Origin of the sequence: Tepidamorphus gemmatus (assembly GCF_004346195.1) — a bacterium.
GTDB classification, from domain to species: Bacteria; Pseudomonadota; Alphaproteobacteria; order Rhizobiales; family Tepidamorphaceae; genus Tepidamorphus; species Tepidamorphus gemmatus.
In genome coordinates, this window is sequence record NZ_SMAK01000017.1 from 1 (window position 1) to 23302 (window position 23302).

A 23302-nucleotide genomic window follows, 5' to 3' on the forward strand; every position below is an offset into this window, starting at 1 on the left:
CGCCGCATCGGTGTCGACCTCGGTTCGGAAAAGCCGACACCCCATGAATCATACAGGAGTCGCCCTGGGAATCCCCCTTCTCAAACACGCTCTTATGAAATTCATCCGATAACGCCATCATAGATTGTATGATACGGGAGGTACTACCTGTAAAGGCGTGTTGCGGCCAGCGGCAGACGGCCCCGCGGTCCCTGGCTCATCGCCTTCAGGATCGCCGGCCGCAGGGCCGGTGCCGTGGCGAACAGTCGCCTGAAGACGATGTCGGCTGCCGTGAGGTCGCCTGCATCGCGTTGCGCCTCCGCCAGCGCCAGTGAGATCGCCGCGTCGCCGGGGCGAAGGCGGGCCGCAGTGGCGAGCCGCTCCATCGCGCTTTCCGGATCGCCCAGCCGGTTGTACAGGCGGCCTGCGTTCAGGAGCGCGTCCGCATCGTTCGGATCGAGGCGGAGACAGGCTTCGAAGCCTTCCAGCGCCTCGGCCTCGGCGCCCCGGTCCATCAGTGCGGCCGCATGCTCGAAGCGGGCGTTGGCATGGTCGGGATGGGCGGCCAGGAGGGCCGCCAGCCGCGCCTCCGCTGCAGCCGCCAGGCCCAGCCGTTTCTCGACGAGGGCAAGATTGTAGGCGAGTGCGGCATCGTCGGGCCGCGCCGCGAGCAGCGCCGTCAGCGCCCGCCGCGCCTCCTGCCAGTCCGACGCAGCGATTGCCGTGCGCGCCGATTGAGCCAGCCGCCGCAGCTCGTCGGGGTGCTCGCCTGTCCGCTGACCGTCCATCAGTTCTTGTGCGCCATCCAGCCCACACCCGCCGCGCGCAGGCCCAGGCAGATCGCCAGCGCCCTGATCCGCGCGCGGTGGCCGCCGTCGAACCGAGCGGCCGAAACGTTTCCTGGTGCCGACGGAGACTCGGGCACGCCGACGGATCATCCCCGCTCTACCTTGGCCTCGCCCAGGCGGTGCCGATCGCCTGACCCTGCAGACAGTGGGTGCCGGCCACGGCGGTGAGATCGACCGCATCCTTCTCGAACAGGACGATGACGTCCGAGCCGCCGAACTGGAAGAAGCCCAGGTCCCCGCCCTTGTAGACGGCGTCGGCCGGCGAATCGAGGAAGTGCCCCCCACTCCGCCACCACGCCCCGCGACCAGCTCTCGAAGTCGCGGCTGGTCGCCACCAGCCGGACGATCCCGTTGACATGGGCTTCGAACGCGCCGACGGTCGCATTATCGTCGATCCGCGCTTCGGCGATGGCCCGTTCGAGCGCTGTCCACAGATCGGGCTTCGCCTGCAACAGCGCGCGCAGGGCCTTGATCGAGTTCGACTCGCCGTAGCCGCCGGCCTGCGCCGCGGTACCCGCAACGATCATCAGCAGGAGCGCGGCCTGGGCGGCGCGGAACAGCGTCATGGCAATGTCCTCCGGAGCCGCCAAGGTCGGTGCCGGTCGTCGCTTCCCCGCAGGGAAGCGGACGTGGCGCCTCGGCTTCACCGGGCACGGTATCGTGCATGGCCGGGAAGGGGCAACGGTGTGACGCCGTCCTGTGCTCGGCCTCGCCCGGGCCGCTCGCGGGCTATGGCAGCGCCTCCTGCCCGGGAGTATATGTACCGGCCTCGGGCCGCGACGGGCGGCGGTTGTCGCCGGTGGTGGCGGCAGGGGTTTCCCAGCGTGGACTTCATACGACCGATCCTGCATGTCGCCGGCCTGCTGATCGCCGGCCTCGGCGTTGCGATGCTGATACCGGCGGCGGTGGATGCGGCTTGGGGCGCGCGGGATTGGGAGGCATTCGTCGCCTCGGCGCTGTTCACCTGGCTGGTCGGCTCGCTCACGGTCATCGCCACCCGGCGGCCCGAACCGGTGCGCCTGTCGGTACGTCAGGCCTTCCTGATGACCTCGTTCGTCTGGATCGCCATGTCCGCCTTTTCGGCGCTACCGCTGCTCGGGCTCGGGCTCGACTACGACGACGCCTTCTTCGAGGCGGTGTCGGGTTTCACCACCACCGGCTCGACCGTTCTGACCGGACTCGACGAGCTGCCGCCCGGCATCTTGCTGTGGCGGGCGCTGATGCAATGGATCGGCGGCGTCGGCATCGTCGTGATGGCGATCATCATCCTGCCGTTTCTCCGGGTCGGCGGCATGCAGCTGTTCCATACCGAAAGTTCGGACCAGTCCGAGAAGATCGTCCCGCGCCCCGCCCAGCTGGTCGGCTACATCGTCGCGGTCTATGTCGCTCTGACACTCGCGGCGGCGGTGAGCTTTGCGCTTGCCGGTATGTCGCCATTCGACGCCATGTGCCATGCGATGACAACGCTGTCGACCGGTGGCTTCGCCAATTACGACGCGTCTTTCGGAGCATTCGGCCCCACGGCCCAATGGTTCTGTGTCCTGTTCATGCTCGCCGGCGCGCTGCCGTTCGTGGTCTACATCAAGGCGATCAAGGGCGAGCCGCTCGCCATCTGGAGCGATCCGCAGGTGCGCGTGCTGGTCGCATTCCTGGCGGTGCTCAGCCTGGCGACGGGGATCTGGCTGTCGCGCACCGCGGGCCTCGGCGTCGAGGAGGGTATCCGGCTTGCGACCTTCAACATCGTTTCGGTGGTGACGACGACCGGCTTTGCGTCGGCCGACTATACCCGATGGGGGCCGCCCGCCGAGGGGCTGTTCCTGATCCTGACCTTCGTCGGCGGCTGCGCGGGCTCGACCTCGGGCGGGATCAAGATCTACCGGTTTCAGATCCTGCATCGGGTGGTCGCCGCCCATCTCCGCCGCCTGGCCCGTCCGAGCCGCGTGGTGAGGCTGCAGTATGGAGGACGCCGCCTGCCCGACGATGTGCCGGCCTCGGTCCTTGCCTTTCTCGCGGTCTATATCGGCAGCGTCGCGATGTTCACGCTCGTGCTCGCCATGATGGGGCTCGACATCGTTACCGCGCTGTCGGCGGTGGCCCAGGCGATCGGCAATGTCGGTCCGGGCCTTGGTCCCATCGTCGGTCCGGCCGGCACGTTCGCGCCCTTGCCGGACGCGGCGAAATGGATTCTCGCCGCGGCGATGCTGCTCGGCCGGCTCGAGCTGTTCACGCTGCTCGTTCTGCTCGACCCGGACTTCTGGCGGAGCTAGACGGCATGCGCCGGCAGGGGGGAGATGATTTCGTGGGAGATCCCGACACCGGTCAACTGCAGATGGAGGTCGGACGACGGCGGACGGGGCCGCGGCAGCCGACGTCGGCTTGTGGTCGAGCCTCGGCGCTCTGGTGCGCATCTCGTCCGGGGCGCCCGTCGCATCGGGGGAATCCTCGGGCGATTTCTGCAGGGAAATGATCGAATCCCCGCCGGCGCCGTCTTCGTGCGATACCCCGCCCGGGAGCCAGGAATGCCGCCGCGATCCGAGGCTTGCGCCGCGCGAAGGCGGCATGGTAAGCGGCGGAGCGCCGTGCCGTTCAGACCCTTGGGACCCTCATCAGGACAATGGGACGCGAAGATCCGGTGCACGCCCAGCCGCCGTCTCGGCGCATATGCGTGCTCGTCGTCGGAATGCATCGGTCCGGCACCAGTGCATTGACCCGGGTGCTCAACCTGGTCGGCTGCGATCTCGCCGAGAGGCTCGTCAAGCCATCGCCGAACGACAATGAGCTCGGCTTCTGGGAATCCCGGGCGCTCGTCGATCTGAACGAGGAGATCCTTGCCTCCGCGGGGTCGATGTGGGACGACGCGGCCGCGCTCAACCCGGCGTGGTTCCAATCCCCGAAATGCGTCGAGTTCAAGCGCCGGGCGGCCGAGCTTTTGGCGCGCGAATATGCAAGCTCGTCGCTGTTCGCCCTGAAGGATCCGCGCCTGTGTCGCCTCGCCCGGTTCTGGGGCGACGTGCTGGACGAGGCCAGGATCGAGGCGAAGGTGATTCTGCCGATACGCAATCCGCTCGAAGTGGCGGCGTCGCTCCACAAGCGAAACCATCTTCCGGTGGAAGTGGGCGAACTGGTCTGGCTCCGCCATGTCCTGGAAGGCGAGTTTGGCACCCGCGGCCGGCCGCGCTTCTTTTCGAGCTATGATCGGCTGCTCAGCGATGCGCCCGGACTGATCGACGCGGCGGCCGATGCGCTCGGCCTGGTGTGGCCGCGTCGGACAGACCGCAGCCTCGCGGAGGTCCAGGCATTCCTGTCCCCGCGCCATCGCCATCACGACGCGACGTCGACGGGCGCGCTGGGGACTGCGCTAGTGCCGGCATGGGTTAGGGAGACCTATCGCATCCTGGACGAATGGACGAGAACCGGGGAACGCGCGGCGGACCATCCGATCCTGGACGATGTGCGCGCCGAATTCGATCGCGCCATGGCCGGTCTCGCCCGTGTCGTCGATGGCAGCCGGCAGTCAGCACACCAGGTCCATGCGCTGGCGAAGAAGGCGTCGACAGCGGAGCAGGAGATCGCCGAACTCCGCAGCCGGCTGTCCGAAAGCGAGGCGGTGCGGACGAAGCTGACGGCGGAGGCGGAGACATCCGCCAGCGAGAACGCCGCGCTCGTCAGTCGGCTGTCCGAAAGCGAGGCGGCGCGCAGCCGTCTCGAACGCGAGGCCGAGACGCGCGCCCGCCAGGCGGAGCTGCAAGGTCGCAGCTACGCCGAGAGGATCGCGAAGCTCGAGGAACAGGTTCGGCAGCTGCACGAGGCGCAGGGACGGCTGCGGCGCGAGGCGCAGCAGCAGGTCCGGGAGAAGACCGACGAGATCGTCGTCCTGACCAGGCTGCTGCAGCAGGCAGAAACCACTGCCGCCCGAGGCCTTGAGGCGGCGCGCAGAGACGCCCGGAGAGCCGAGGCCCGGTCGCGATGGGCAATGGACGTCCTGACCCTCGTCCTCGACAGCGGTCTGACGAGGTTTGCCCGGTGGGGGCGACTGTTGCCGGGCCCCTGGGGCCGCAAGCGCCTATCGGCACGGCTGCGGGCAAGCGACCTGTTCGATGCCGATGCCTATCTCGCGGAAAATCCGGATGTCGCGAGAGCGGGCGTCGATCCGCTGCGACACTATGTCCGGCATGGCATCGCGGAAGGGCGGAAGGGGCCCTGTCGGACGATGCCGTCGATCCGGTTGGCGAGAAGGAGCACGGAACGTGACGGAACCGACTGCCGAACTCGTGACGATCATCCGGCAATCCGCCCTCTTCGACGAGGCATGGTATCTCGCCCGCTATCCCGACGTTGGGCGGCTCGGCATGGACCCCGCCGCGCACTATCTCTGGCTTGGCGCCCGTCTCGGGCGGGATCCTTCGCCGCGATTCGATACTTCGGCCTATCTCGACGCCTATCCGGACGTCGCCGCCGCCGGCGTCAATCCGCTCGTGCACTTCGAACTGCACGGGCGCTCCGAGGGGCGGTCTGAAGGACTCGCGAAGGCTGCGCCGGATCGGTTCGATCCGCTCTGAAGCAGGATCGTTTCGGGCTGAATCGTGAATTCCCAGGTGCAGTGAGCTGTGATTCAGCATGGATGCTGGAGCAGGAGGCCCGCATTCATGGGAAGACCTCTCTCTGATGGGGCTCGGGAGCGGGTGGTTGCAGGCGTTGCCGCCCGGGGGTGAAGCGCCCGGTTCTGGTCGCGCGGGGACCAGCCGGACCACGCGGCGATGGAAGCGGCAGGCATCCAGTTGCGGCCGGCACAGAAGAACGGGTGGTCAACGAAGTCCACCACTTGCCGGCGCATGTTCCTGCCGCGCTCTGCTGGCACCTGCCGGATAGCGGATCGGGCGCCGCAAAAATCTTATTGATTTTCAGAGGATTCTGCTGGTGCCCATGGCGTGGATTGAACACGCGACCTCTCCCTTACCAAGGGAGTGCTCTACCACTGAGCTACATGGGCGCCGGAAAGCGGAGTGGAAACTGCCATAGCGCCGGGGCGAGCGCAAGCGCGTAAACCGCATGGCCGCAGGCATGGCCGGCCGGTTGTCCGACCGTGCCCGCCGCCGGGCGTCACAGGCGTGACAGGTGCCGCGATGGCGTGCGTCCCGTCGGCCACTTCTGTTTCCACCCTGCGGTCGGCTAGACTTGGAATGGACGGGAGGCAACGCGATGACCGGACGGGACGACGGAGCACGGGATGGAGCGGGCGATGGTGCCGACGAGCCCGATCGGGGCAGCGCGCGGGCGGCACGTTCCCGGCGGCTTTCGGATGCGCTCCGGCGCAATCTGCTGCGGCGCAAGGCCCAGGCGCGGGCGCGTGGCCTCGCGCACGGAGCGCGCGTGCGCGCTGCGGGACAGGAGACCGCGGCGGCAACAGACGGTGAAGGTCCCGTATCGGATGGCAGCGCATGAAGCGGCGGCGCTTGAAGTCGACGCCGCTCGCGACGATATCGTGCCCGTCTCCGGCGGCCGGCGTTGCGCCGGCCCACTCCAGCCGCTAACAGGGAGACCCGGCCGCAAACGTGGGGTCAATGCCGGCGGGCGAAATCGACACTCATGAGCACCCTCAAACTCTTCGCACTCGACCGTGAGGATCTGGAGATCGTCTCTGCGCATCTCCAGGATGCTGTCGCCCGGATCGGCGACATCGCCTGGCTGCCGCGGGAGAAGCGGTTCGCGATGGTCATGAACCGCTTCGACTGGGCCGCCGGCGAGATCGAGCCCGGTCTTTACCGGCGCAACCGTACGGCGCTGAGCTTCGACCGGGTGACAACGGTGCGACGCAAGGGGGTGGAGACGACCGACCCGGACAGGGTCCTCAACCTGCTGGCGATCCGGTTCGAGGAGGTCGATCCTCCGGCGGGCATGATCGAACTGCTGTTTTCCGGCGGCGCTGCGATCCGGCTCGAGGTGGAGTGCATCGAGGCCCGACTGTCCGATCTCGGTCCGGCCTGGGCGACTCCCTCGATGCCGCGCCATGCCGTCGAGGACGACGGTGCGGGGGCGACCTCGGGCCCCGGCGCGTCCGCATGACCACGCGCCGCGACCGTCTGGTCTCCGTCGAACTCGACGAGGCCTCGATCGGTCGCGGCTCGCCGGACATCGAGCACGAGCGGGCGGTCGCCATCTACGACTTGCTCGAGGAGAATCGCTTCGCTCCCGTCGGTACGGGCGAAGGTCCGTTCGCGCTGAAGCTGTCGATCCAGGACAACCGCCTGGTATTCGACATTCGCGCCGAGGACGGCGCGCCGGTCGTGGCGCACATCCTGTCGCTGACGCCGTTCCGCCGGATCGTGCGCGACTATTTCCTGATCTGCGAGAGTTACTATCAGTCGATACGCTCCGGCAGCCCCAGCCGCATCGAGGCTGTCGACATGGGCCGCCGCGGGATCCACAACGAAGGTTCCAGCATCCTGATCGAGCGACTCGCCGGCAAGATCGACATCGATTTCGACACGGCACGGCGGCTGTTCACCCTGATCTGCGTCCTGCACTGGAAGGGCTGAGCGGTGACGGGTGCCGCGTCCAGGCCGCCGTCGGCGATCCTGTTCGTCTGCGGGATGAACGCAGTGCGCTCGCCGATGGCGGCCGCCATCACCCGGCACCTGTTTCCCCATTCGGTCTATGTCGCCTCCGCCGGGGTGCGGGAGGGCGAAGTCGACAGTTTCGTGACCGCGGTGATGGACGAGATCGGCATCGACCTGTCGCGGCACCGTCCGACTACCTTCGAGGATCTCGCCGACACATCCTTCGACGTGGTGGTGACGCTCGCTCCCGAGGCGCATCACCGCGCCCTGGAACTGACCCGGACCATGGCGGTCGATGTCGAATACTGGCCGACGGAAGACCCCACCCTCGCCTCCGGCAGCCGCGAGCAGCGTCTCGAGGCCTATCGCCGCGTGCGCGATGCCCTGATGCGCAAGGTCAAGGCCCGATTCGGCTGGCAGGCCCCGCCGAGCGGCTGAACGGTCCGATCGCGCTTCGGGTCGCACACGCAGCCAGTTCACATCGCTGCCGCGATCCGCTAGTTTCCGCGCCGTCGTTCGTCGGATTCTGGACGGCCTGCATGTCGAAAGAGGAGCTGCTCGAGTTTCCCGGAGTGGTCACAGAACTCCTGCCCAACGCCACCTTCCGTGTGAAGCTCGACAACGATCATCAGATCATCGCCCACACCGCCGGCCGCATGCGCAAGAATCGCATCCGCGTGCTGGCCGGGGACCGGGTTCTCGTCGAGATGACACCTTACGATCTGTCCAAGGGCCGTATAACCTACCGGTTCAAGTGAGGCGGGTCGCGGCGTTGACCTCCCCGGTGGGATTCGGCCGGTCTTCGACCATCAGCCGGTGTAGTGGAGACGAATGAGCGGACGCCCCAAACTGGTCCTCGCCAGCGCTTCGCCGCGCCGACTGGCCCTTCTCCAGCAGATCGGGATCGAGCCGGATGCACTGCGTCCGGCCGATGTCGACGAGACGCCTGCCAAGGGCGAGACGGCCCGCACGCTGGCCAAGCGTCTCGCCCGCACCAAGGCGGAGCTCGCGCTGAGGCAGATCGACCGCGAACCTGATCTCGCGGGTGCGTTCATCGTCACCGCCGATACGGTGGTAGCGCTCGGCCGCCGTATCCTGCCCAAGGCGGAAATGATGGACGAGGCGGCCAACTGCCTGCATCTGCTGTCCGGCCGCACGCATCGGGTCTATACCAGCGTCTGCGTGGTGACGCCGTCCCGCGCCATCCGCCAGAAGCTCGTGCAGACGCGCGTCCGCTTCAAGCGGCTTGGCCGTGAGGAGATGGAGAGCTATCTGGCCTCGGGCGAATGGCGTGGCAAGGCCGGCGGCTATGCCATTCAGGGCATCGCCGGTGCCTTCGTGATCAAGCTGATCGGATCCTATACCGCCGTTGTCGGCCTGCCGCTGGCCGAGACCGCGGCGATGCTGCGGGGCGACGGCTATCCGCTCTATCTGAACTGGCTCAGCGGGCCGGTATGACCCGTCGAGGTCTGTCGCGAGGAACTGCCCATGAATGTCGCTGCCTGGCTGGCGCGCGCCGGCCGCGCCCTTCCCGATCGCCCCGCCGTCGGCATCGGAAGCGGAGTCTACCAGACCTATGCTGAGCTCGCCGCTCGCGCCAACCGCCTCGCCGCCGGGCTGTCCGCGCTCGGTCTCGTCCCCGGCGACCGGGTGGTGATCGCGGCCAGGAACTGTGCCGAATATCTGGAATGCCTCTACGGCATCTGGTGGGGCGGATTCGCCGCGGTCCCGGCCAACGCGAAGCTGCACGGTGCCGAGCTCGCCTGGATGATCGACAATGCCGGCGCGGCCGTCTGTCTCGCCACACCGAAGGAGGCGCAGGCGATCGACGCACACCGGCCGGCCGGTCTCCGCCACCTGATCGAGATCGGCTCGACCGATTATGCCGGCCTGTTCCGGTCCGAAGGGGCGGCGGTGGTCGAGACCGTTCCCGACGCGCTGGCCTGGCTGTTCTATACGTCGGGCACCACCGGGCGGCCGAAGGGGGCGATGATCACCCACCGCAACCTGGTCGCCATGACCTTCGGCTACCTCGCCGACGTCGATCCGACCGGTCCCGCCGATGCGGTCCTGCATGCGGCTCCGATGAGCCATGGCTCCGGCCTCTACATCCTGCCGCATGTCTGTCGCGGCGCGGTGAACGTCGTGCCAGAGTCGGGCGGCTTCGAAGCCGAGGAGGTGTTCCGCCTGATCGCGGCGCGGCCCGGCACCTCGATGTTCGCCGCCCCCACCATGATCAAGCGGCTGGTCGACTGCCCCGCCGCGTTTGATCCGCGGGCGCTGCGCACGCTCGTCTGGGGCGGGGCGCCGATGTATGTCGAGGATGTCAAGCGCGCGCTCGATCGCTTCGGCCCGAGGCTCGCCGAGATCTTCGGCCAGGGCGAATCACCGATGACCGGCACGGTCCTGCCCAAGGACATCATCGCCGACCGATCGCATCCGCGCTGGCTGGAGCGGATCGGCTCCGCCGGCATCGCCAACTCGGCCTGCGAGATCAGGGTCGCGGGGCCCGACGACGCACCTCTGCCCGTCGGCGAGACCGGCGAGGTGCTGATCCGCGGCGACTGCGTCATCCCCGGATACTGGCGGAACCCGGAGGCGAGTGCCGAGACGTTGCGCGGCGGCTGGCTGCATACCGGCGATGTCGGGGTGCTGGATGCCGATGGATTCCTGACACTCAAGGATCGCTCGAAGGACGTGATCATCTCAGGTGGCACCAATATCTATCCGCGCGAGGTGGAGGAGGTGCTGCTCACCCATCCCGGCGTGCGCGAGGTGTCGGTGATCGGTCGTCCCGACCCGGAATGGGGCGAGGTGGTCGTCGCCTATGTGGTCGGCGAAGCAAGCCCGGCCGAGCTCGACCGGCTTTGTCTGGAGGCCATCGCCCGCTTCAAGCGCCCGAAGGACTATGTGTTCGTCGATGCGCTGCCGAAGAACAACTACGGCAAGATCCTCAAGACCGAGCTGCGGGCGCAGGATGCGCGCCGACGCTCGGAGGGGCTCTGAGCCATGGCCGACGCGCCGCCGCGCAGGGCGACGGCAGATGCGTTGTGCGCCGAACCGTGTCCGATCTGTGGCAGACCGGCGGTCGCCGCGACCCGTCCGTTCTGCTCGACGCGCTGTGCCAACGTCGATCTCAACCGCTGGCTGACCGGCGTCTACGCGATCCCGGAATCGGAGTCGCAGGACGAGGACGGCCGCCCACCGGAAGAGTCCGGCAAGGCATGACGGATCGTTGCTGAACCTGTCGCGCGGCGTCCGACGGCGACATGCCCGCCGGCCCGTCCATGCCGGCCGCGGCAGCCACCGCGACCGGTCAGGGACGCTGGACAGAGGCCGCCCGATTGCCTATAACCCGCCCGCTCGCCGCCGGGCCGGCCGCATGGCTGCCCCCGACGTGCCGGGTGCCCAGGTAGCTCAGTTGGTAGAGCACGTGACTGAAAATCACGGTGTCGGTGGTTCGATTCCGCCCCTGGGCACCATTTCCCTGCTCGCAGATCTTCGCGGGCGTCCGGAAACGCATTGAATTCCAAGTGGTTATCGCATAATTTCGGTCGCGAGCGTCCGCGGCCAATCGCCCAAAGCCAACAATTTTGTTGGCCCATTTGTTGGCCCAGGATGAGGCCAATAGACGATGGGCCAACAAGATGCCGCTCACCGATACTGCCATCCGCAAAGCAAAACCCGGCGCCCGCACGATCAAGCTTTCGGACGGCGGCGGGTTCCAACCGAATGGTCATCCCGACGGCTCGGAGTAGTGGCAGCTCGGCTCTTCGAAGGATGATGCGACGGCGCACGGCTTCCGCGCCACGGCGTCGTTGCTCCTGAACGAAAGCGGGCTGTGGCACGCCGATGCCATCGAGCCTCGGCTTGCCCATGAGGACGCAGACGCGGTGCGCCGCGCCTATGCGCGCGCCGAATCCTGGCACGAGCGCGTACTCATGATGCAATGGTGGGCGGACAAGCTCGATGCGCTGCGCGCGCAACGGTGACACCATTGAGGGTGGCGTGAAAACGACCTGACCACCGGGCAGGCGGCGGACTTTCTGCGCGTCTCGCATTTCTGCGCGGTGCGGGGATCGCGGCGGCAAGGCCTCTGCCAGCACGAGATCGCTGCCGCGCTGAAGCTCAATCAGGGCCGCGTCAGCGAAGTCCTCACGGGAAAGCGTTTCCCCGAGGCGGAGGCGCTCGCCCGAAAGCCCGTCTGAGACGTGCCGGCAGACAAGGTCGGCTGCACGTGTTTCTCCCTCCGGAGGGCGGAGATCGCAACAGGGAGTTGCATTTTCCATGCGTCAGTTTCAATCATTGTTCGTGGCCGGCGCCGGTCGCCGGGGTCGGGAGTCGATCTGACCCCCGCCAAGCAAGAATCGGAGTGCCACCGAGGGCGAGGATGTCGTCGGAGATGATATCGTTATCGTTCGACACGACCTTCAAGGTACTGACCGGCCATGCGCCGATGTGCTGGCAACGCCGGCTGTTCGAAAGGATGCTTGCCGGCGATCTTCCCGATGCCGTGGACCTGCCCACCGGGATCGGCAAGACCTCGGTCATGGCGATCTGGCTCATCGCCCGTGCGTTGGCGGGTGCAGAGACAGCGCTGCCCCGACGTCTTGTCTATGTCGTCGATCGCCGCGTCGTCGTCGATCAGGCGACGGCAGAGGCCGAAAGACTGCGTGCCGCGCTCGAGGGCAATGCGGAGCACTCCGGCGCGCTTGATGCGGAAACGACGGTGAATGCGCCACAGATCGCAGCCGAGCTCAAGAAGCGGCTCGGCATCGAGGATGATGGCAGCCTCCTGATCTCCACGCTGCGCGGCGGCAAGGCCGACGACCGGGCGTGGACCTATGATGCGGCAGCGCCGGCCATCATTGTGTGCACCGTCGATATGGCCGGTTCGCGCTTGCTCTTCTCGGGCTACCGGATGAGCCGCTGGTCGCGCTCGGCCCAGGCAGGGCTCATCGGCGTGGACAGCCTGATCGTGCTCGACGAGGCGCATATCGCGCCGGCGTTCCACAAGGCCGTTCAGAACGTTCTTGAACTGCAAAAGCAGACGTCCACGCCGGTGCAGATTCCGGCGCTAAAGCTTCTGCCCCTGTCGGCGACCTCGCACGAAGACGGTCCCGGAACTGTCTTCCGTCTGGAAGTTGACGATTATGATGATTCCCTCGTGGCATGCCGCACGGGTCGGACACGGCCGACCAAGCGGATCGCCTTCGAGGCGCTGCCAGGCGTAAAGGACGCGCTCCGCGACGCTTTGGCCGAAAGGGCCGCAGCGTTCGACGGCACGTCGCGCACCGTCCTCATCTTCTGCAATTCGCGAGCCGTTGCCAGCGATACGGCCGATACCCTGCGCAAGAAGCTCGCCAAGTCGCGAGGCGTCAAGGAAGCCGATTTGACAGAGGACGTTGCGCTGATCACCGGCGCGCGCCGCGGCAAGGAGCGCGACGCGCTCGTCGAGAAAGAAACCTATCGCGCCTTCACCTACAAGGACGGAGAGCGCGATCTGCCGACAGACGGCCGCACGCGATACCTCGTCTGCACCGCCGCCGGTGAGGTCGGGGCGGACCTCGACGCAGATGCCGCGGTCATGGACCTGGTGCCGCTCGAACGCATGATCCAGCGCCTCGGCCGCGTCAATCGCCGCGGCGAATGCGCAGGGGCGGCACCGGTCGTGATTCGCTATGATCCAGCCGTGTTGCAGGTCTCGGCATCGGATAGAGAGGAGAAGAAGGCCGAGGCGATGCGACTCGCTGCCACCAAGGCGGCGCTGGAAGCATTGCCAAGGCTGGACGACGGTTTCGACGCCTCGCCGGTGCACCTCTCCGCGCTCGACCCGAACGCCAGACGAGCCGCGTCGACGCCGCCTCCCGAAATCCCGACGATCGAGCGCGAGCATGTCGAGGCGTGGGCGCTGACATCGCTCAAGGATCATCCGGGCCGCTCCGACGTCGAACCCTTCCTGCGCGGCATCGTCGACGACGAGCCGCAGACGATGGTGGCCTGGCGAGCCGATGTGGCGTACCTCGCGCGGCTTCCCGCGCGAAAGGTCGAGGCGGCGCTGGCGGCGGCGCGCCTCATGCCGGCCGAGATTCTGGAAGCACCGACGCGGGAAGTCGCGCAATTCCTGCGGGATCGGATCAAGGCGTTCCGAAGGGAGCGGGAGGAGGCACAGGAGTCCGGCGAGGAGTCAAGCCCATCGCTGCGGCTCCTCGCACTGAAGCGCGGCAGACTCATCGGTCGCGGCACGATCGCGGACGCGAGCGCGATCCTGGAGTTCTCTGCCGCGGGAGACCAGCGCACCGAATTGGCCTTGGATTGGGACGGCAAGAGGAACGAGGAAATTGAGAACGCGCTGGCGCAGGCAACCCTCCTGCTTGAGCCGACATTTGGCGGTTTGGATCAGGACGGCGCGCTAGATGCCAAGGCTGCGGGTCGCGACGATCTGCACGTGCAGCCGAAGGACGTGGACGTTCAGCAGGGGCTCGTGATCCGGCTGGTGACGCCAGCAAGTGAGAACGGCGAGGCTGAGGTCCGGCTGCTGACGGTGCCGCCGGCCTTCGACAGTGCGAAGGCCGCACTTCGGCAATACGAGATTGCGCCTGCGGTCCGCCGCCGCCTCGGCCTGCGCCGAGCCTGGTTCGCCGAACTGCCGCCGGAAGACGAAGATCCGGACGATTCCAGTTCCGTGCTCGAGTACTGGAGACACTGGGACATCGACGGCGAGACCGGCGCCGCCAGCCAGTCGCAAGGCTTGGGCGAGCATCAGGCCGAGGCGAAGGCGGAAATGGGGAGGCTTACGCTGCGGCTTGGCTTGCCGCCAGAGCTTGCGGACACGCTGATCCGCAGCATTGCCATTCATGATAGCGGAAAGGCCCGCGTGATCTGGCAGGACGGTGTCGGCGCCCCGCGCGACGGCAGGCCTTACGCAAAGAGTGCGGGCCGCGGTCCGGGCGCGGGCGGCTATCGGCACGAATTCGGGTCGCTGCGCGATGCGCTGTACAAGGAGGAGATCGCCACGGCGCTTGCCGGGTTGAGCGACGAGTATCGCGACCTTGCGCTTCACCTGATCGCTTCGCATCACGGCCGGGCGCGGCCGTCGATCCCGGCGCAGGACGAAGAGGAGATTTTCCCCTCGGTTCTGGATGAGGACGCGTTGCAGGCCGCCATCCGCTATGTGTGCCTGCAACGCCGGTGGGGTCCCTGGGGTCTCGCGTGGCTCGAAGCCCTGTTCCGCTCGGTGGACGCCACCGTCTCCCGCCGTCTCGAAAAGGACGGCGAGGCGGACACGTCTGCGACGCGGGAGGCCGCCCAATGAGCGGCTTCTCAGTCGATGTCGATCTTGAGAATCCCGGCCAGCTTCTCGCGTGCTGCGGGCTGCTCGAAGCCGCCGACCGACTCTGGCGCCAGTGCGCCTTCGTCACGGGCCATTTCGACGGCGACCGCTTTATCGTCGGGGCGCCAGCGAACATTTCCGCTGTCGTCGAATGGCTCCGGAAAGCCTCGGTGAAGAACGTTCAGGGAAAGCCCCCAAAGCGCGCGCGGGGTTCAAACAGCGCATTGGCCGAATACGACTATTCCGGATCGGGCGACGATCCGGCCGTCCTGTGCTGGCCGGATGGCAGCGAATGGCGGCTGAATAGTTGGAGCGGGGAGGATTTCGGCCGCACGCGGATCAAGACCTTTGCGGGGCAGATGAAGGGCCCGAAGGTCATGGCGCACCTTCTCGACTGGATGGGCTCGTTGGAGGTGGACACGCCACGCCTGTTTGCCCTGGGCTTCAATGGAAATGCCTCGGTGTTCGGCTTCGACGCGCGAAAGGGGCGCGCGGCGCTGGATGTCGGCTTTTCGTCGGATGCCCTCGGCCTTTCCGGTGAAGATTTCCCTGCCGTCGAACTCTTCGCCGCCATCGGCCTGCAGGGCTTTCGACCGCGACAGGATGATGACGCCCTGGTCCTCGGGGTGTGGCAACAGCCTTTGCCCGTGGAGCTCGCGCGCGCCGCGGCCGGCTGTGCCTTCACGCCACCCGGCCTGCGCCGCTTCCGCTTTCGCCTGCTCGGGCGCAAGGAACGCAGCGGCGTCGTCGGCGCACCGAACGACCAGTACAAGGCATTCACCCGCGCGCAAGAGATTTTCGAACGAGTTCGGGAGGACAGCGACGATGACTGAGCTTGACGAAAGCTTGAACGGATGGGCGGAGGGCAAGGCCGCGGCGCTCGTGTTGGAACAGCCGCTGCGACCGGTGGTCGGCACGCTGGTCTTCCCGCCGACATTTGCGCCGGCGAAGAAGGGCGATCCGTCGGACTACATCATCGACGAAGTGGACGGACAACGCGTGGCCACGCTCGACACGCCCGGCGCCGAAGCGAACCGGTTGGAGCCACTGTTCCTGAAGCCGCCGCTCGCCGAGCTTGTCCCGCAGATCACGATCAGGGCAGGGAACACGCAAAGGAACCTGCTCGAGCTCGGTCACCGCGCCGCCGACGCCTTGGTGCGATCCGTGCCGGACAAGGCCAAGATAGTGCAGGAGGCTTTCGAGCAGGTGCTGGTCGGCGATTACGGTGCCCTTGCGGCCTTTGCGCCGACCTCTCTGGTCTTCGGCGCGTGGGACAGTCGTGGAACTGGTGCAAAATTGCCACGGCTGCTTGAGGCGCGCATCGATGCCTATGGAATTGAGAAACGGCATCGCGCCGCGCAGTATTTCTCTGCAATCGACTATGTTGAAACGGGCTTGCTTGAGCAAAGCAAGGACAAGAAGCAACTCGAACAACGCTCTCAGGCAGGCTTCCGCGATTCGCCGAGCGGGCGCCAGCCCGGTGGAGTCGAACTCGTCGACGGCGGCCGCATTGTTCGCACTCTGACCGTGCATCTCGCCGGTATCCAGCGGCTCGGATGCGGGACGGATTCCGAGCGCGGATCTCAATTACGGCAGTACATACTGGGTCTTGCCCTTGCCGCTGCGACCGCGCCGATGTCGCTGTTTCTCCGTCAAGGTTGCAGCCTCGTTCCACCGAAGGATAAGCCGCGGGCAAAGTGGCGTGTGGTCGGTTTCGACGGCTGGGAGGAAGAGATCGACCTGCCGCACGATGCGGTTCTGGCGTATGCGCGGGCAGCCCGCGACCGCCTGTTTCCGGAAGGTTTCAAGGCGCAGACATGGACTGCAACCAAGGAGGGCGCGCAAGCCGAGGTCAAGAAGCGGGCCAAGGGTGACGACGAGGCTGCCGCAGCGTCCCAATGACTCTCTGGTTCTCGATCGAGGTCCGGTTTCTCACCGGACGCTATCACGGGCGCGATCTGGATACGCGGCCTGAATGGCCGCCGACGCCGCTGCGCCTGTTCCAGGCCATCACCGCCGGTGCCTTGTCGGGCCGCTGGGCGGTCGAGGACCGCGATGCGAGCGAGACGGCGTTGCGCTGGATCGAGTCGCTCGGGGCTCCCGAACTCGTTCTCGCGCCGCCAGCGCGTAGGTTGAGGCCCTATCGCATCGCCGTGCCGAACAATCAGGCAGATCGGCACCTCCCCGCTCTGCGAAAGGGGGCGCATCTCGACCGGCTGCTGGCGGGCGACAAGGAGCTGAAGGTTGTGCGGCCGCGGGTCGTCGGGCGTGCGCCGCTGATCTATGCATGGCGGATTGAGGAGGCCGACCGCGCAGCGGCCGAGGCGGCCCGCGCCGTGGTCCGACGCCTCGTCGTCCTGGGCACGGGCCTCGATCATGCCGTCGCCGACGTCCGGATCGGCTCTGAGCCTCCTGTCGCGGACGGCACCATTGCGTGGCCGCCAGGCGCCTGGCCTTGCGAGGGCACACTGAAAAGCTTGGTTGAGCGTCACGACGCGAATCTCCAGCGGCTGGCGACCGGAAGCCTGCGCGAAAACCTTCCGCCTGTGCGCTACCAGCAGCCTCCGTCGGTGAGCGACGCAGCCGTGCACTTGCTGTTTGCAATCCGCACGCCCGCCGAGGAGGCGGATGCGCCGCTTCCCGTCGATCCGAAGGACACTGCAATCCTCGCCCAGGCGATTCGCGTGAAGCTCGCCGAGCGTCTGGTCGCAGCCTTGCGCCGGCATCCGCATGCGGCACCCCACACTACTCCGGAGGAGATCGAGAGGCTGGTGACGGGGCGCGGCGCAGAGGGTGCCGACACGCAGAGGCGCCTGTTCGCGGCGCCGCTTCCCTCGATCGGACACGAGCATGCCGACGGCCTGCTGCGCAGAGTCCTTGTCAACGTGCCGGCCAGCTTTCCTCTCTCCCCAGAGAGTGTGCGCCGTGCCTTGACCGGCGTCGAAGTGGAGTTCGGTGCAACCACGTCGCTTCTTAAGGTCCGCTTGGTTCCGGCCGAGGCGGACGACGAGCGTGAACGTAGCATGAGGTCCCGCTATCTCGGCCCGGCGCGCATCTGGCGGTCGGTTTCGCCTGTCGTCCTTCCCGGCCACCGGCCACCTCCGCGCACGATCCGAGATCGGACCGCGCCGCCGGGGACTGAGGAATCGCAAATGCGGGCCGATGCGCGGCGACGCAAAGACGAAGCAGTGCTGTTCGAGAAGTCATTGAAGCATGCTGGTCTTGAAGAGGTCGCAGCTTTCCGGCTGCGACGAGAGCCATTTCGACCGCATCAACCGCGAGCGGATGCGGCTTGGCGACTGCCAGCGAGCAGGCATGACCCGCACCGTGTTTGGCTTGCCGGACGTTCCAGGCTCCATGCCGAGATTGTCTTCGACGAGCCGAGGGCCGGTCCGATTCTGATCGGCGACGGCCGGTTCCTCGGTTTGGGTCTGTTTCATGCCGTCAGGGATGAGACGCCCGGATGGCCGGAAGCGGCGCGATATCGGCTGGGGCCCGAACGGCGGCCACGGATCGAAGGAACGGTGTTCGTGGCGGATGTCCTGCGGCGGGCGCTGATGGCCGGCGGATATCCACCTCCGGAGTTCTCCGGGCATGGCGCCGACGGCCCGCTGCGCGCCGACCCTGCGCATGGGCATGCATTCTTCCTGCCCGAGGACGCGGACGGCGATGGCCTGATCGACCACCTGACCGTCTACTGCCGGCGCGGCTTTTCCGACAACGCGCTCGATCGGCTCCATCGACTGGGCCGCCTGTGGTGGAGCGGTGGGCGAGGCTCGGCACGCAGTGGCGAGGTGGACGTTTCCCTTGAGGCGATCGCACCACCCGAAGCGATTCCGGGCGTCGTTCCGCTCGTTGCGCCAAGCCGCGTCTGGCGATCCCTGACGCCCTATTTCATGCCTCGCTTCCGCAAACGTTCCGATGCGGAGCTCGATCGAGCGATCCTCGTGCGACAGCAGATTCGGCGGGAGTGGGGATTGCGCTATCCCGATGCGCCGCTTCCCGAAGTGCGGCTCCTGGATGCATCTGACCACATCCATGGCCGACGCCGGTTCGATCTCGCTCGCACCGAGCGCGACCATGTCGCGCCCGACAAGCGCGGCAGCCTGGTCCGTCTGCAATTCCCGACTCCCGTTCCCGGACCGATCGCCCTGGGACGGTCTGCCCATTTCGGTCTCGGCCTGTTCGTCGCCGAAAGGGAGTGACCGACAATGTTGGGAGTATCGATTCGAGCATAGAGGCCGGCACGCCCGATGAGAGCGTGCCGATCCGCGCCACGTCGATCCGGGGGCGCCGAACCGCCCCGGGTTTGGCGGAGGCGATTGGTTGTGAGTCCTACGCGGCCATTTGGTTCCCTTCAAGCTGTGCGCAATGGCGGTCTTCGGCTTCGGCGGGCGGGATGTTGCCGATGGGCTCGAGGAGCCTTCGGCGGTTGAACCAGTCGACCCATTCGAGCGTGGCGATCGGCCCCAGCTGTGGATCGATGCGACCTACGTGAAGGTGCCCTCAGAACAGCGCTTACCAGGATGACGCCGAGGCCCCGAGCAAGCAATGGCGGGCGGTCGCCGATCAGCTGCGCCCCAAGGTGCCCAAGCTCGCCGCACTGATCGACGAGGCCGAGCCCGACGTGCTCGGCTTCATGACCTTCCCGAAGGATCACCGGGCGAAAATCCGCTCGCTCAATCCGCTCGAGCGGCCCAACGGCGACATCAAGCGGCGCCCCGATGTCGTCGGTATCTTCCCCAATGAGGATGCCATCACGCGGCTCGTCGGGGCCCTGCTGCTCGACCAGAACGACGAATGGGCGGTGCAGCGCGGCCGCTACATGAGCCTGGAAACCATCGCCCCGTTGAGCGATGATCCGATCGTCAAGCTGCCCGCCGTGGCAGCCTGACAGCGTGACCAGCCCTGCCGGGCATCACGATGACGCCGCCGCTGTTACACCACGCGATGGGTCACGATCTGCTTGGCTTCCGACGCGTGCAGACGGCCGAACTTCGCCGTCCAGGCGTAGAACGTGGTACCGATGATCCCGTGCCTGCGGCAAACCTCGGCCGTCTTTGCGCCCGCCACCTGCTCGGCACGGATCGCGATGATCTGCTCCTAGGTGAACCTCGAGCGCCTCATGGTCCGGTCCTTCCGTCGGTCCGGACGCCAGCCACATCTGGAGGACATCACGGGGGGGGGGGGGCAGCAGTTGCTGTTGTCGCACCTGCGATCGTCAGCCTACCGGATCGCCGACGGTGCGCATCGGCCGCGACGTCGGAAAGGTCCGGACCTCGCCGAAAGGCTATCCGTCCCAGAGGGCATCCCTTTCCGGCGCGCACGGGCTTGGAATGGCCGGTGGTTCAGCCGGTGGATATCCTATCCTGAGTTCGCAGGGACACGGGGACACGACAATGAAGATCATCCGGGCCGGAAGCATACCCTCGACCCAGGGGCCGGACGCGTATTTCACCGGGCGCGTCCGTATCGACAGCCTTTTCAGATCCGAGGAACCGAGCCGCCTATCAATGGCACTCGTGACCTTCGAGCCTGGTAGCCGGACGGCTTGGCACACGCATCCCTACGGACAGGCGCTCCTCGTCATCCAGGGCGTGGGGCGCGTGGCAGTGGAGGGCGGGCCGGTGGAGAGCGTCCATCCCGGCGACATCGTCTGGTTTCCGGCTGGGGTGCGACACTGGCACGGCGCCGCTCCAGACGTGGCCATGACACACCTGGCCATCCAGGAGTCCCGGGATGGTTCGCCCGTATCCTGGCACGAGAAGGTATCCGACGCCGATTACGGGTCCTGATCTTGGGAGGCCTGCGACAGCACCTTGATGTCGGACGGCCGGATCGGATCGACCGGGGCCGGTGTCGCGCGGGAACGGAGCCAAGTGTGGGATCATCTCCCGACTTGATGTCCCGCTTGTGCTCCGCCGCCCGCATCGACGGCTTCCCGTTCCCCGCCGGCACAGCGCGCCGTCGGGCGGATCGAGAGAAAGCCCGACGATCTCGGCGGCCTTGACCGCAAAGGCGGGATCGTCGCTCTCGCACAGGATTCTCGCGCCGCACGCGCAAGGTCGATCGTGCGCGTGCAGAAGGCGTCAGACGTATTGCATGTCGACATCGCCCAGTTTCGCCGCCGCCCGTCGCGACTGCGCCCAGCCTTCCAGCTTCGCGCGCTCTACCTCCGTCAATCTGATCCGGGTCGCTTCAGCGATGCCGCTCGTGCATCCTTGCATCGCGACCCGCACGCCGCGGATGGCGGGGGCTCGCGCGGCTCGTAATGCATGACGGTGACGAGCCGCATGGGCTCGTCGGCGTGTTTCGGTCCGACGCTCCGGCGCTCCGGCCGGCGAAGATCTGGCTGGGGTCGATCCTCTGCCGGTTGCGGGAGATGCGCCTGCGGGTGGTCGCGGCGACGGCGCTGTGTCCGGGCGCCAGGCCACCCGAGGGAGAATGCGCTTGGCGGTTCGCGCGGCCGGGCGCATGTTCGGCCGATGACACCTCACCTGCGATTCTGCGGCGCGACCCGCACCGTCACCGGCTCCTGCTTCCTGCTCGACACCGGCCGCGCCCGCGTCCTCGTCGATTGCGGCATGTTCCAGGGTTCGAAGACCGAGAAGGAGCTCAATTACGCGCCATTCCCGTTCGACCCGTCGGCACTCGATGCGGTCCTGCTCACCCACGCCCATATCGACCATGCGGGCCTGCTGCCGAAGCTGTCGCGAGCCGGCTATCGCGGCGCGATCCACGCGACCGAGCCGACGATCGATCTGTGCTCCGTGATGCTGCCGGACTCGGCCAGCATTCAGGAGGGCGAGGTCGCGTTTCTGAACCGTCGCAACCGGCGCGAGGGGCGTCCGGAGGTCGCGCCGATCTACACGGTGGCCGACGCGGAGGCCTGCGTCGATCTGTTTCGGCCGCTCGACTACCGGCGCTGGGTCAGCGTCGCGGACGGGGTCCGCGCCCGCTTCTGGAACGCGGGGCACCTGCTGGGGTCGGCATCCATCGAGATCGAGGCCGAGACCGGCGGCGACCGGCTGCGCATCCTGTTCTCCGGCGATATCGGTCCCGACGAGAAGATGCTGCATCCTGACCCGGATGCGCCGTCCGGCTTCGACTGGGTCGTCTGCGAGTCTACCTATGGTGCGACCGACCGGCGCGATCGCGCGCCGGCCCAGCGGCGTGCGCGCCTTGCCGCTGAGGTGAACGCGGCCGCAGCGCGCGGCGGCGCGATGCTGGTGCCCTCCTTCGCGGTCGAGCGCACCCAGGAGGTCGTCACCGATCTGGTCGGACTGATGGACTCGGGCGCGATCCCCAGGGCCCCGGTGTTCATCGATTCGCCGCTGGCGATCCGCGCCTCCGAGGTTTTCCTCAAGCATGCGCGGCAGCTGGACGGCGGGCAGGCACTGGTCAGGGCGTTCCGCTCGCCAAACCTGCGCTTTGCCCTGTCGGTCGAGGAGTCGAAGGCGGTGGGGCGGCTGCGCGGCTTCCATATCGTGGTTGCCGCCAGCGGCATGTGCGAGGCCGGGCGGATCCGCCATCATCTGGAAAACCACCTGTGGCGGGTCGACGCGACCGTGCTGATGGTCGGCTACCAGGCGGAAGGTACGCTGGGGAGGCTGCTGCTGGAAGGGGCCGATCCCGTCCGCATCCGCGGCGAGACGGTGCGGGTGCGCGCCGCGATCCGCTCGATCGACAGCTATTCCGGCCATGCCGACGGTTCGGAGCTCGCCGCCTGGATCGGAGCACGCGGGCCGATCCGCCGCGGCGTGTTCCTGGTGCACGGCGAAATGCCGGCGATCGACGGGCTTATCGGCCGCATCGCCGATCGCCCGATGCCGCGCTCGCGCCTCGTCGCGCCGCTGATCGACGACATTTACGATCTGTCGGCGGGGGCGCCGCGCGTCGTCCACGAAGGGCTGAGTCGGCGCATCGCGCCGGAGCATGTCGCCCGTCTCGACTGGCACAACGACCTGTCGCGGCTGATTCTCGACATTAACGACCGCGTGGCGGCGGCACCCGACGAGCGCGCCCGCCAGGCGCTGTTGCGGCGGCTGCGCCGGGCACTCGACGAGCCCGCCTGACGGCGCGACGTCACAGTCGCCCGCCCCGCCACCCGCCCCGCCAGCGGTGCGGCGCTGCTTGCAGGTGACTCGATCACCGAAACCTCTATTCTGCCGGGCGATGAGGGGTTTGCGACGCTTCCTGGGCGATCGGCCGTCCGGCGGCTTGGTCTGCGCGCTGCTCGTCTATCTGTTCGTCGTCCAGTCGCGATCGTGATGCTGGCGGTGTCGGCCGGCATCATGTGGTGGAAGCGGCGGCCGGCGGGGTCTCTCGGCGTGCCGCCGATGCCGTCCGATCCGCGCGTATTCCGCGGTCTGATCGCCATCCTCGTCGTCGGTGGGCTGATCTTTTCCCTCGTCGGCGCGTCGCAGATCGTCATGCTGGCGCTCGACTGGCTGTTCGCCCGCAGGCCGCGCCGCGTCGGTGCATGAGACGTCCGGCCTGATCGCGAGGGCAAACACGCACCATCCCGCACACTGGCCCGCACACTGGCCCGCAGACTGGCGGGGTCGGCCCGGGCGCGGCCGTCC

The 23302-nt window shown here is 67.4% G+C and carries 17 protein-coding genes, 2 tRNA genes and 5 pseudogenes; 19 read left to right on the top strand and 5 right to left on the bottom strand.

The features are described from left to right. Nucleotides 1-143 precede the first annotated feature (143 nt). The gene (locus EDC22_RS17055; RefSeq protein ID WP_165926959.1) at nucleotides 144-767 is read right to left on the bottom strand and encodes a tetratricopeptide repeat protein; all 624 of its coding nucleotides are present in this window, start codon (nucleotides 765-767) and stop codon (nucleotides 144-146) included. Nucleotides 768-913: 146 nt separating this feature from the next. Continuing rightward, nucleotides 914-1393, bottom strand: coding sequence for a hypothetical protein (locus EDC22_RS18160; protein WP_245499824.1), 480 nt, complete (start codon nucleotides 1391-1393; stop codon nucleotides 914-916). Between the two features lie 258 nt (nucleotides 1394-1651). Between EDC22_RS18160 and EDC22_RS17065 the strand changes: the two genes are divergently transcribed. After that, nucleotides 1652-3094 (top strand): TrkH family potassium uptake protein, encoded by a 1443-nt coding sequence (locus EDC22_RS17065; RefSeq protein ID WP_245499825.1) that lies wholly within the window; start codon nucleotides 1652-1654, stop codon nucleotides 3092-3094. A gap of 398 nt (nucleotides 3095-3492) precedes the next feature. Continuing rightward, nucleotides 3493-5343, top strand: a complete 1851-nt coding sequence (locus tag EDC22_RS17070; protein ID WP_132807892.1) for a sulfotransferase family protein — start codon at nucleotides 3493-3495, stop codon at nucleotides 5341-5343. Between the two features lie 399 nt (nucleotides 5344-5742). Here the strand turns inward: EDC22_RS17070 and EDC22_RS17075 are convergent. Next, nucleotides 5743-5817: transfer RNA gene (locus tag EDC22_RS17075), tRNA-Thr, on the bottom strand. 596 nt (nucleotides 5818-6413) lie between these two features. Here EDC22_RS17075 and EDC22_RS17085 point away from each other — a divergent pair. The 13 genes and pseudogenes from EDC22_RS17085 to csb2 all read left to right on the top strand — a co-directional run bounded on the left by EDC22_RS17085 (nucleotide 6414) and on the right by csb2 (nucleotide 18922). Next, nucleotides 6414-6890 (top strand): DUF2948 family protein, encoded by a 477-nt coding sequence (locus EDC22_RS17085; protein ID WP_132807894.1) that lies wholly within the window; start codon nucleotides 6414-6416, stop codon nucleotides 6888-6890. Further along, nucleotides 6887-7363 (top strand): UPF0262 family protein, encoded by a 477-nt coding sequence (locus EDC22_RS17090; RefSeq protein ID WP_132807895.1) that lies wholly within the window; start codon nucleotides 6887-6889, stop codon nucleotides 7361-7363. Before EDC22_RS17085 ends, EDC22_RS17090 begins: the two co-directional genes overlap by 4 nt. 3 nt (nucleotides 7364-7366) lie before the next feature. After that, nucleotides 7367-7822 carry an arsenate reductase ArsC gene (locus EDC22_RS17095; protein ID WP_281048306.1) on the top strand — a complete coding sequence of 152 codons (456 nt, stop codon included), beginning with the start codon at nucleotides 7367-7369 and terminating at the stop codon, nucleotides 7820-7822. A gap of 101 nt (nucleotides 7823-7923) precedes the next feature. Continuing rightward, a complete protein-coding gene (gene infA, locus EDC22_RS17100; protein WP_132807896.1) occupies nucleotides 7924-8142 on the top strand; it encodes a translation initiation factor IF-1 in 219 nt (72 codons plus the stop codon). 73 nt (nucleotides 8143-8215) lie between these two features. Beyond that, nucleotides 8216-8842, top strand: a complete 627-nt coding sequence (locus EDC22_RS17105; RefSeq protein WP_132807897.1) for a Maf-like protein — start codon at nucleotides 8216-8218, stop codon at nucleotides 8840-8842. A gap of 30 nt (nucleotides 8843-8872) precedes the next feature. Then, nucleotides 8873-10390: an AMP-binding protein gene (locus tag EDC22_RS17110; protein WP_132807898.1), complete on the top strand. Its 1518-nt coding sequence runs from the start codon at nucleotides 8873-8875 to the stop codon at nucleotides 10388-10390. A gap of 3 nt (nucleotides 10391-10393) precedes the next feature. Then, nucleotides 10394-10612 carry a DNA gyrase inhibitor YacG gene (gene yacG, locus EDC22_RS17115; protein WP_132807899.1) on the top strand — a complete coding sequence of 73 codons (219 nt, stop codon included), beginning with the start codon at nucleotides 10394-10396 and terminating at the stop codon, nucleotides 10610-10612. A 178-nt stretch (nucleotides 10613-10790) separates the two neighbouring features. Then, nucleotides 10791-10866, top strand: a tRNA-Phe gene (locus EDC22_RS17120). Nucleotides 10867-11160: 294 nt separating this feature from the next. Then, a pseudogene (locus EDC22_RS17125) lies at nucleotides 11161-11376 on the top strand (integrase); the annotation flags it as partial. Between the two features lie 398 nt (nucleotides 11377-11774). Next, nucleotides 11775-14699 carry a type I-G CRISPR-associated helicase/endonuclease Cas3g gene (gene cas3g, locus EDC22_RS17130; RefSeq protein WP_132807900.1) on the top strand — a complete coding sequence of 975 codons (2925 nt, stop codon included), beginning with the start codon at nucleotides 11775-11777 and terminating at the stop codon, nucleotides 14697-14699. Continuing rightward, nucleotides 14696-15550 (top strand): hypothetical protein, encoded by an 855-nt coding sequence (locus EDC22_RS17975; protein WP_165926961.1) that lies wholly within the window; start codon nucleotides 14696-14698, stop codon nucleotides 15548-15550. The genes cas3g and EDC22_RS17975 overlap by 4 nt, the downstream gene beginning before the upstream one ends. After that, a complete protein-coding gene (cas7g, locus tag EDC22_RS17135) occupies nucleotides 15543-16619 on the top strand; it encodes a type I-G CRISPR-associated RAMP protein Csb1/Cas7g (protein WP_165926962.1) in 1077 nt (358 codons plus the stop codon). The genes EDC22_RS17975 and cas7g overlap by 8 nt, the downstream gene beginning before the upstream one ends. Then, entirely contained in the window at nucleotides 16616-18922 is a 2307-nt protein-coding gene (gene csb2, locus EDC22_RS17140; RefSeq protein ID WP_132807902.1) for a type I-G CRISPR-associated protein Csb2, read from the top strand. Before cas7g ends, csb2 begins: the two co-directional genes overlap by 4 nt. Before the next feature lie 130 nt (nucleotides 18923-19052). On the opposite strand, the pseudogene EDC22_RS17145 reads toward csb2, so the two are convergent. After that, nucleotides 19053-19178: pseudogene (locus tag EDC22_RS17145) on the bottom strand (IS3 family transposase); the annotation flags it as partial. Between the two features lie 61 nt (nucleotides 19179-19239). Here EDC22_RS17145 and EDC22_RS17150 point away from each other — a divergent pair. After that, nucleotides 19240-19611: pseudogene (locus EDC22_RS17150) on the top strand (transposase); the annotation flags it as partial. Between the two features lie 65 nt (nucleotides 19612-19676). Here the strand turns inward: EDC22_RS17150 and EDC22_RS17155 are convergent. Continuing rightward, a pseudogene (locus EDC22_RS17155) lies at nucleotides 19677-19814 on the bottom strand (transposase); the annotation flags it as partial. 302 nt (nucleotides 19815-20116) lie between these two features. Here EDC22_RS17155 and EDC22_RS17160 point away from each other — a divergent pair. The 3 genes and pseudogenes from EDC22_RS17160 to EDC22_RS17170 form a co-directional block, all read left to right on the top strand. Continuing rightward, on the top strand, nucleotides 20117-20512 hold the full coding sequence (locus tag EDC22_RS17160) for a (R)-mandelonitrile lyase (RefSeq protein ID WP_132807903.1): 396 nt from the start codon (nucleotides 20117-20119) through the stop codon (nucleotides 20510-20512). Nucleotides 20513-21202: 690 nt separating this feature from the next. Beyond that, on the top strand, nucleotides 21203-22792 hold the full coding sequence (locus EDC22_RS17165) for an MBL fold metallo-hydrolase (protein WP_132807904.1): 1590 nt from the start codon (nucleotides 21203-21205) through the stop codon (nucleotides 22790-22792). A gap of 183 nt (nucleotides 22793-22975) precedes the next feature. Further along, a pseudogene (locus EDC22_RS17170) lies at nucleotides 22976-23203 on the top strand (PepSY domain-containing protein); the annotation flags it as partial. Between the last annotated feature and the right edge of the window lie 99 nt (nucleotides 23204-23302).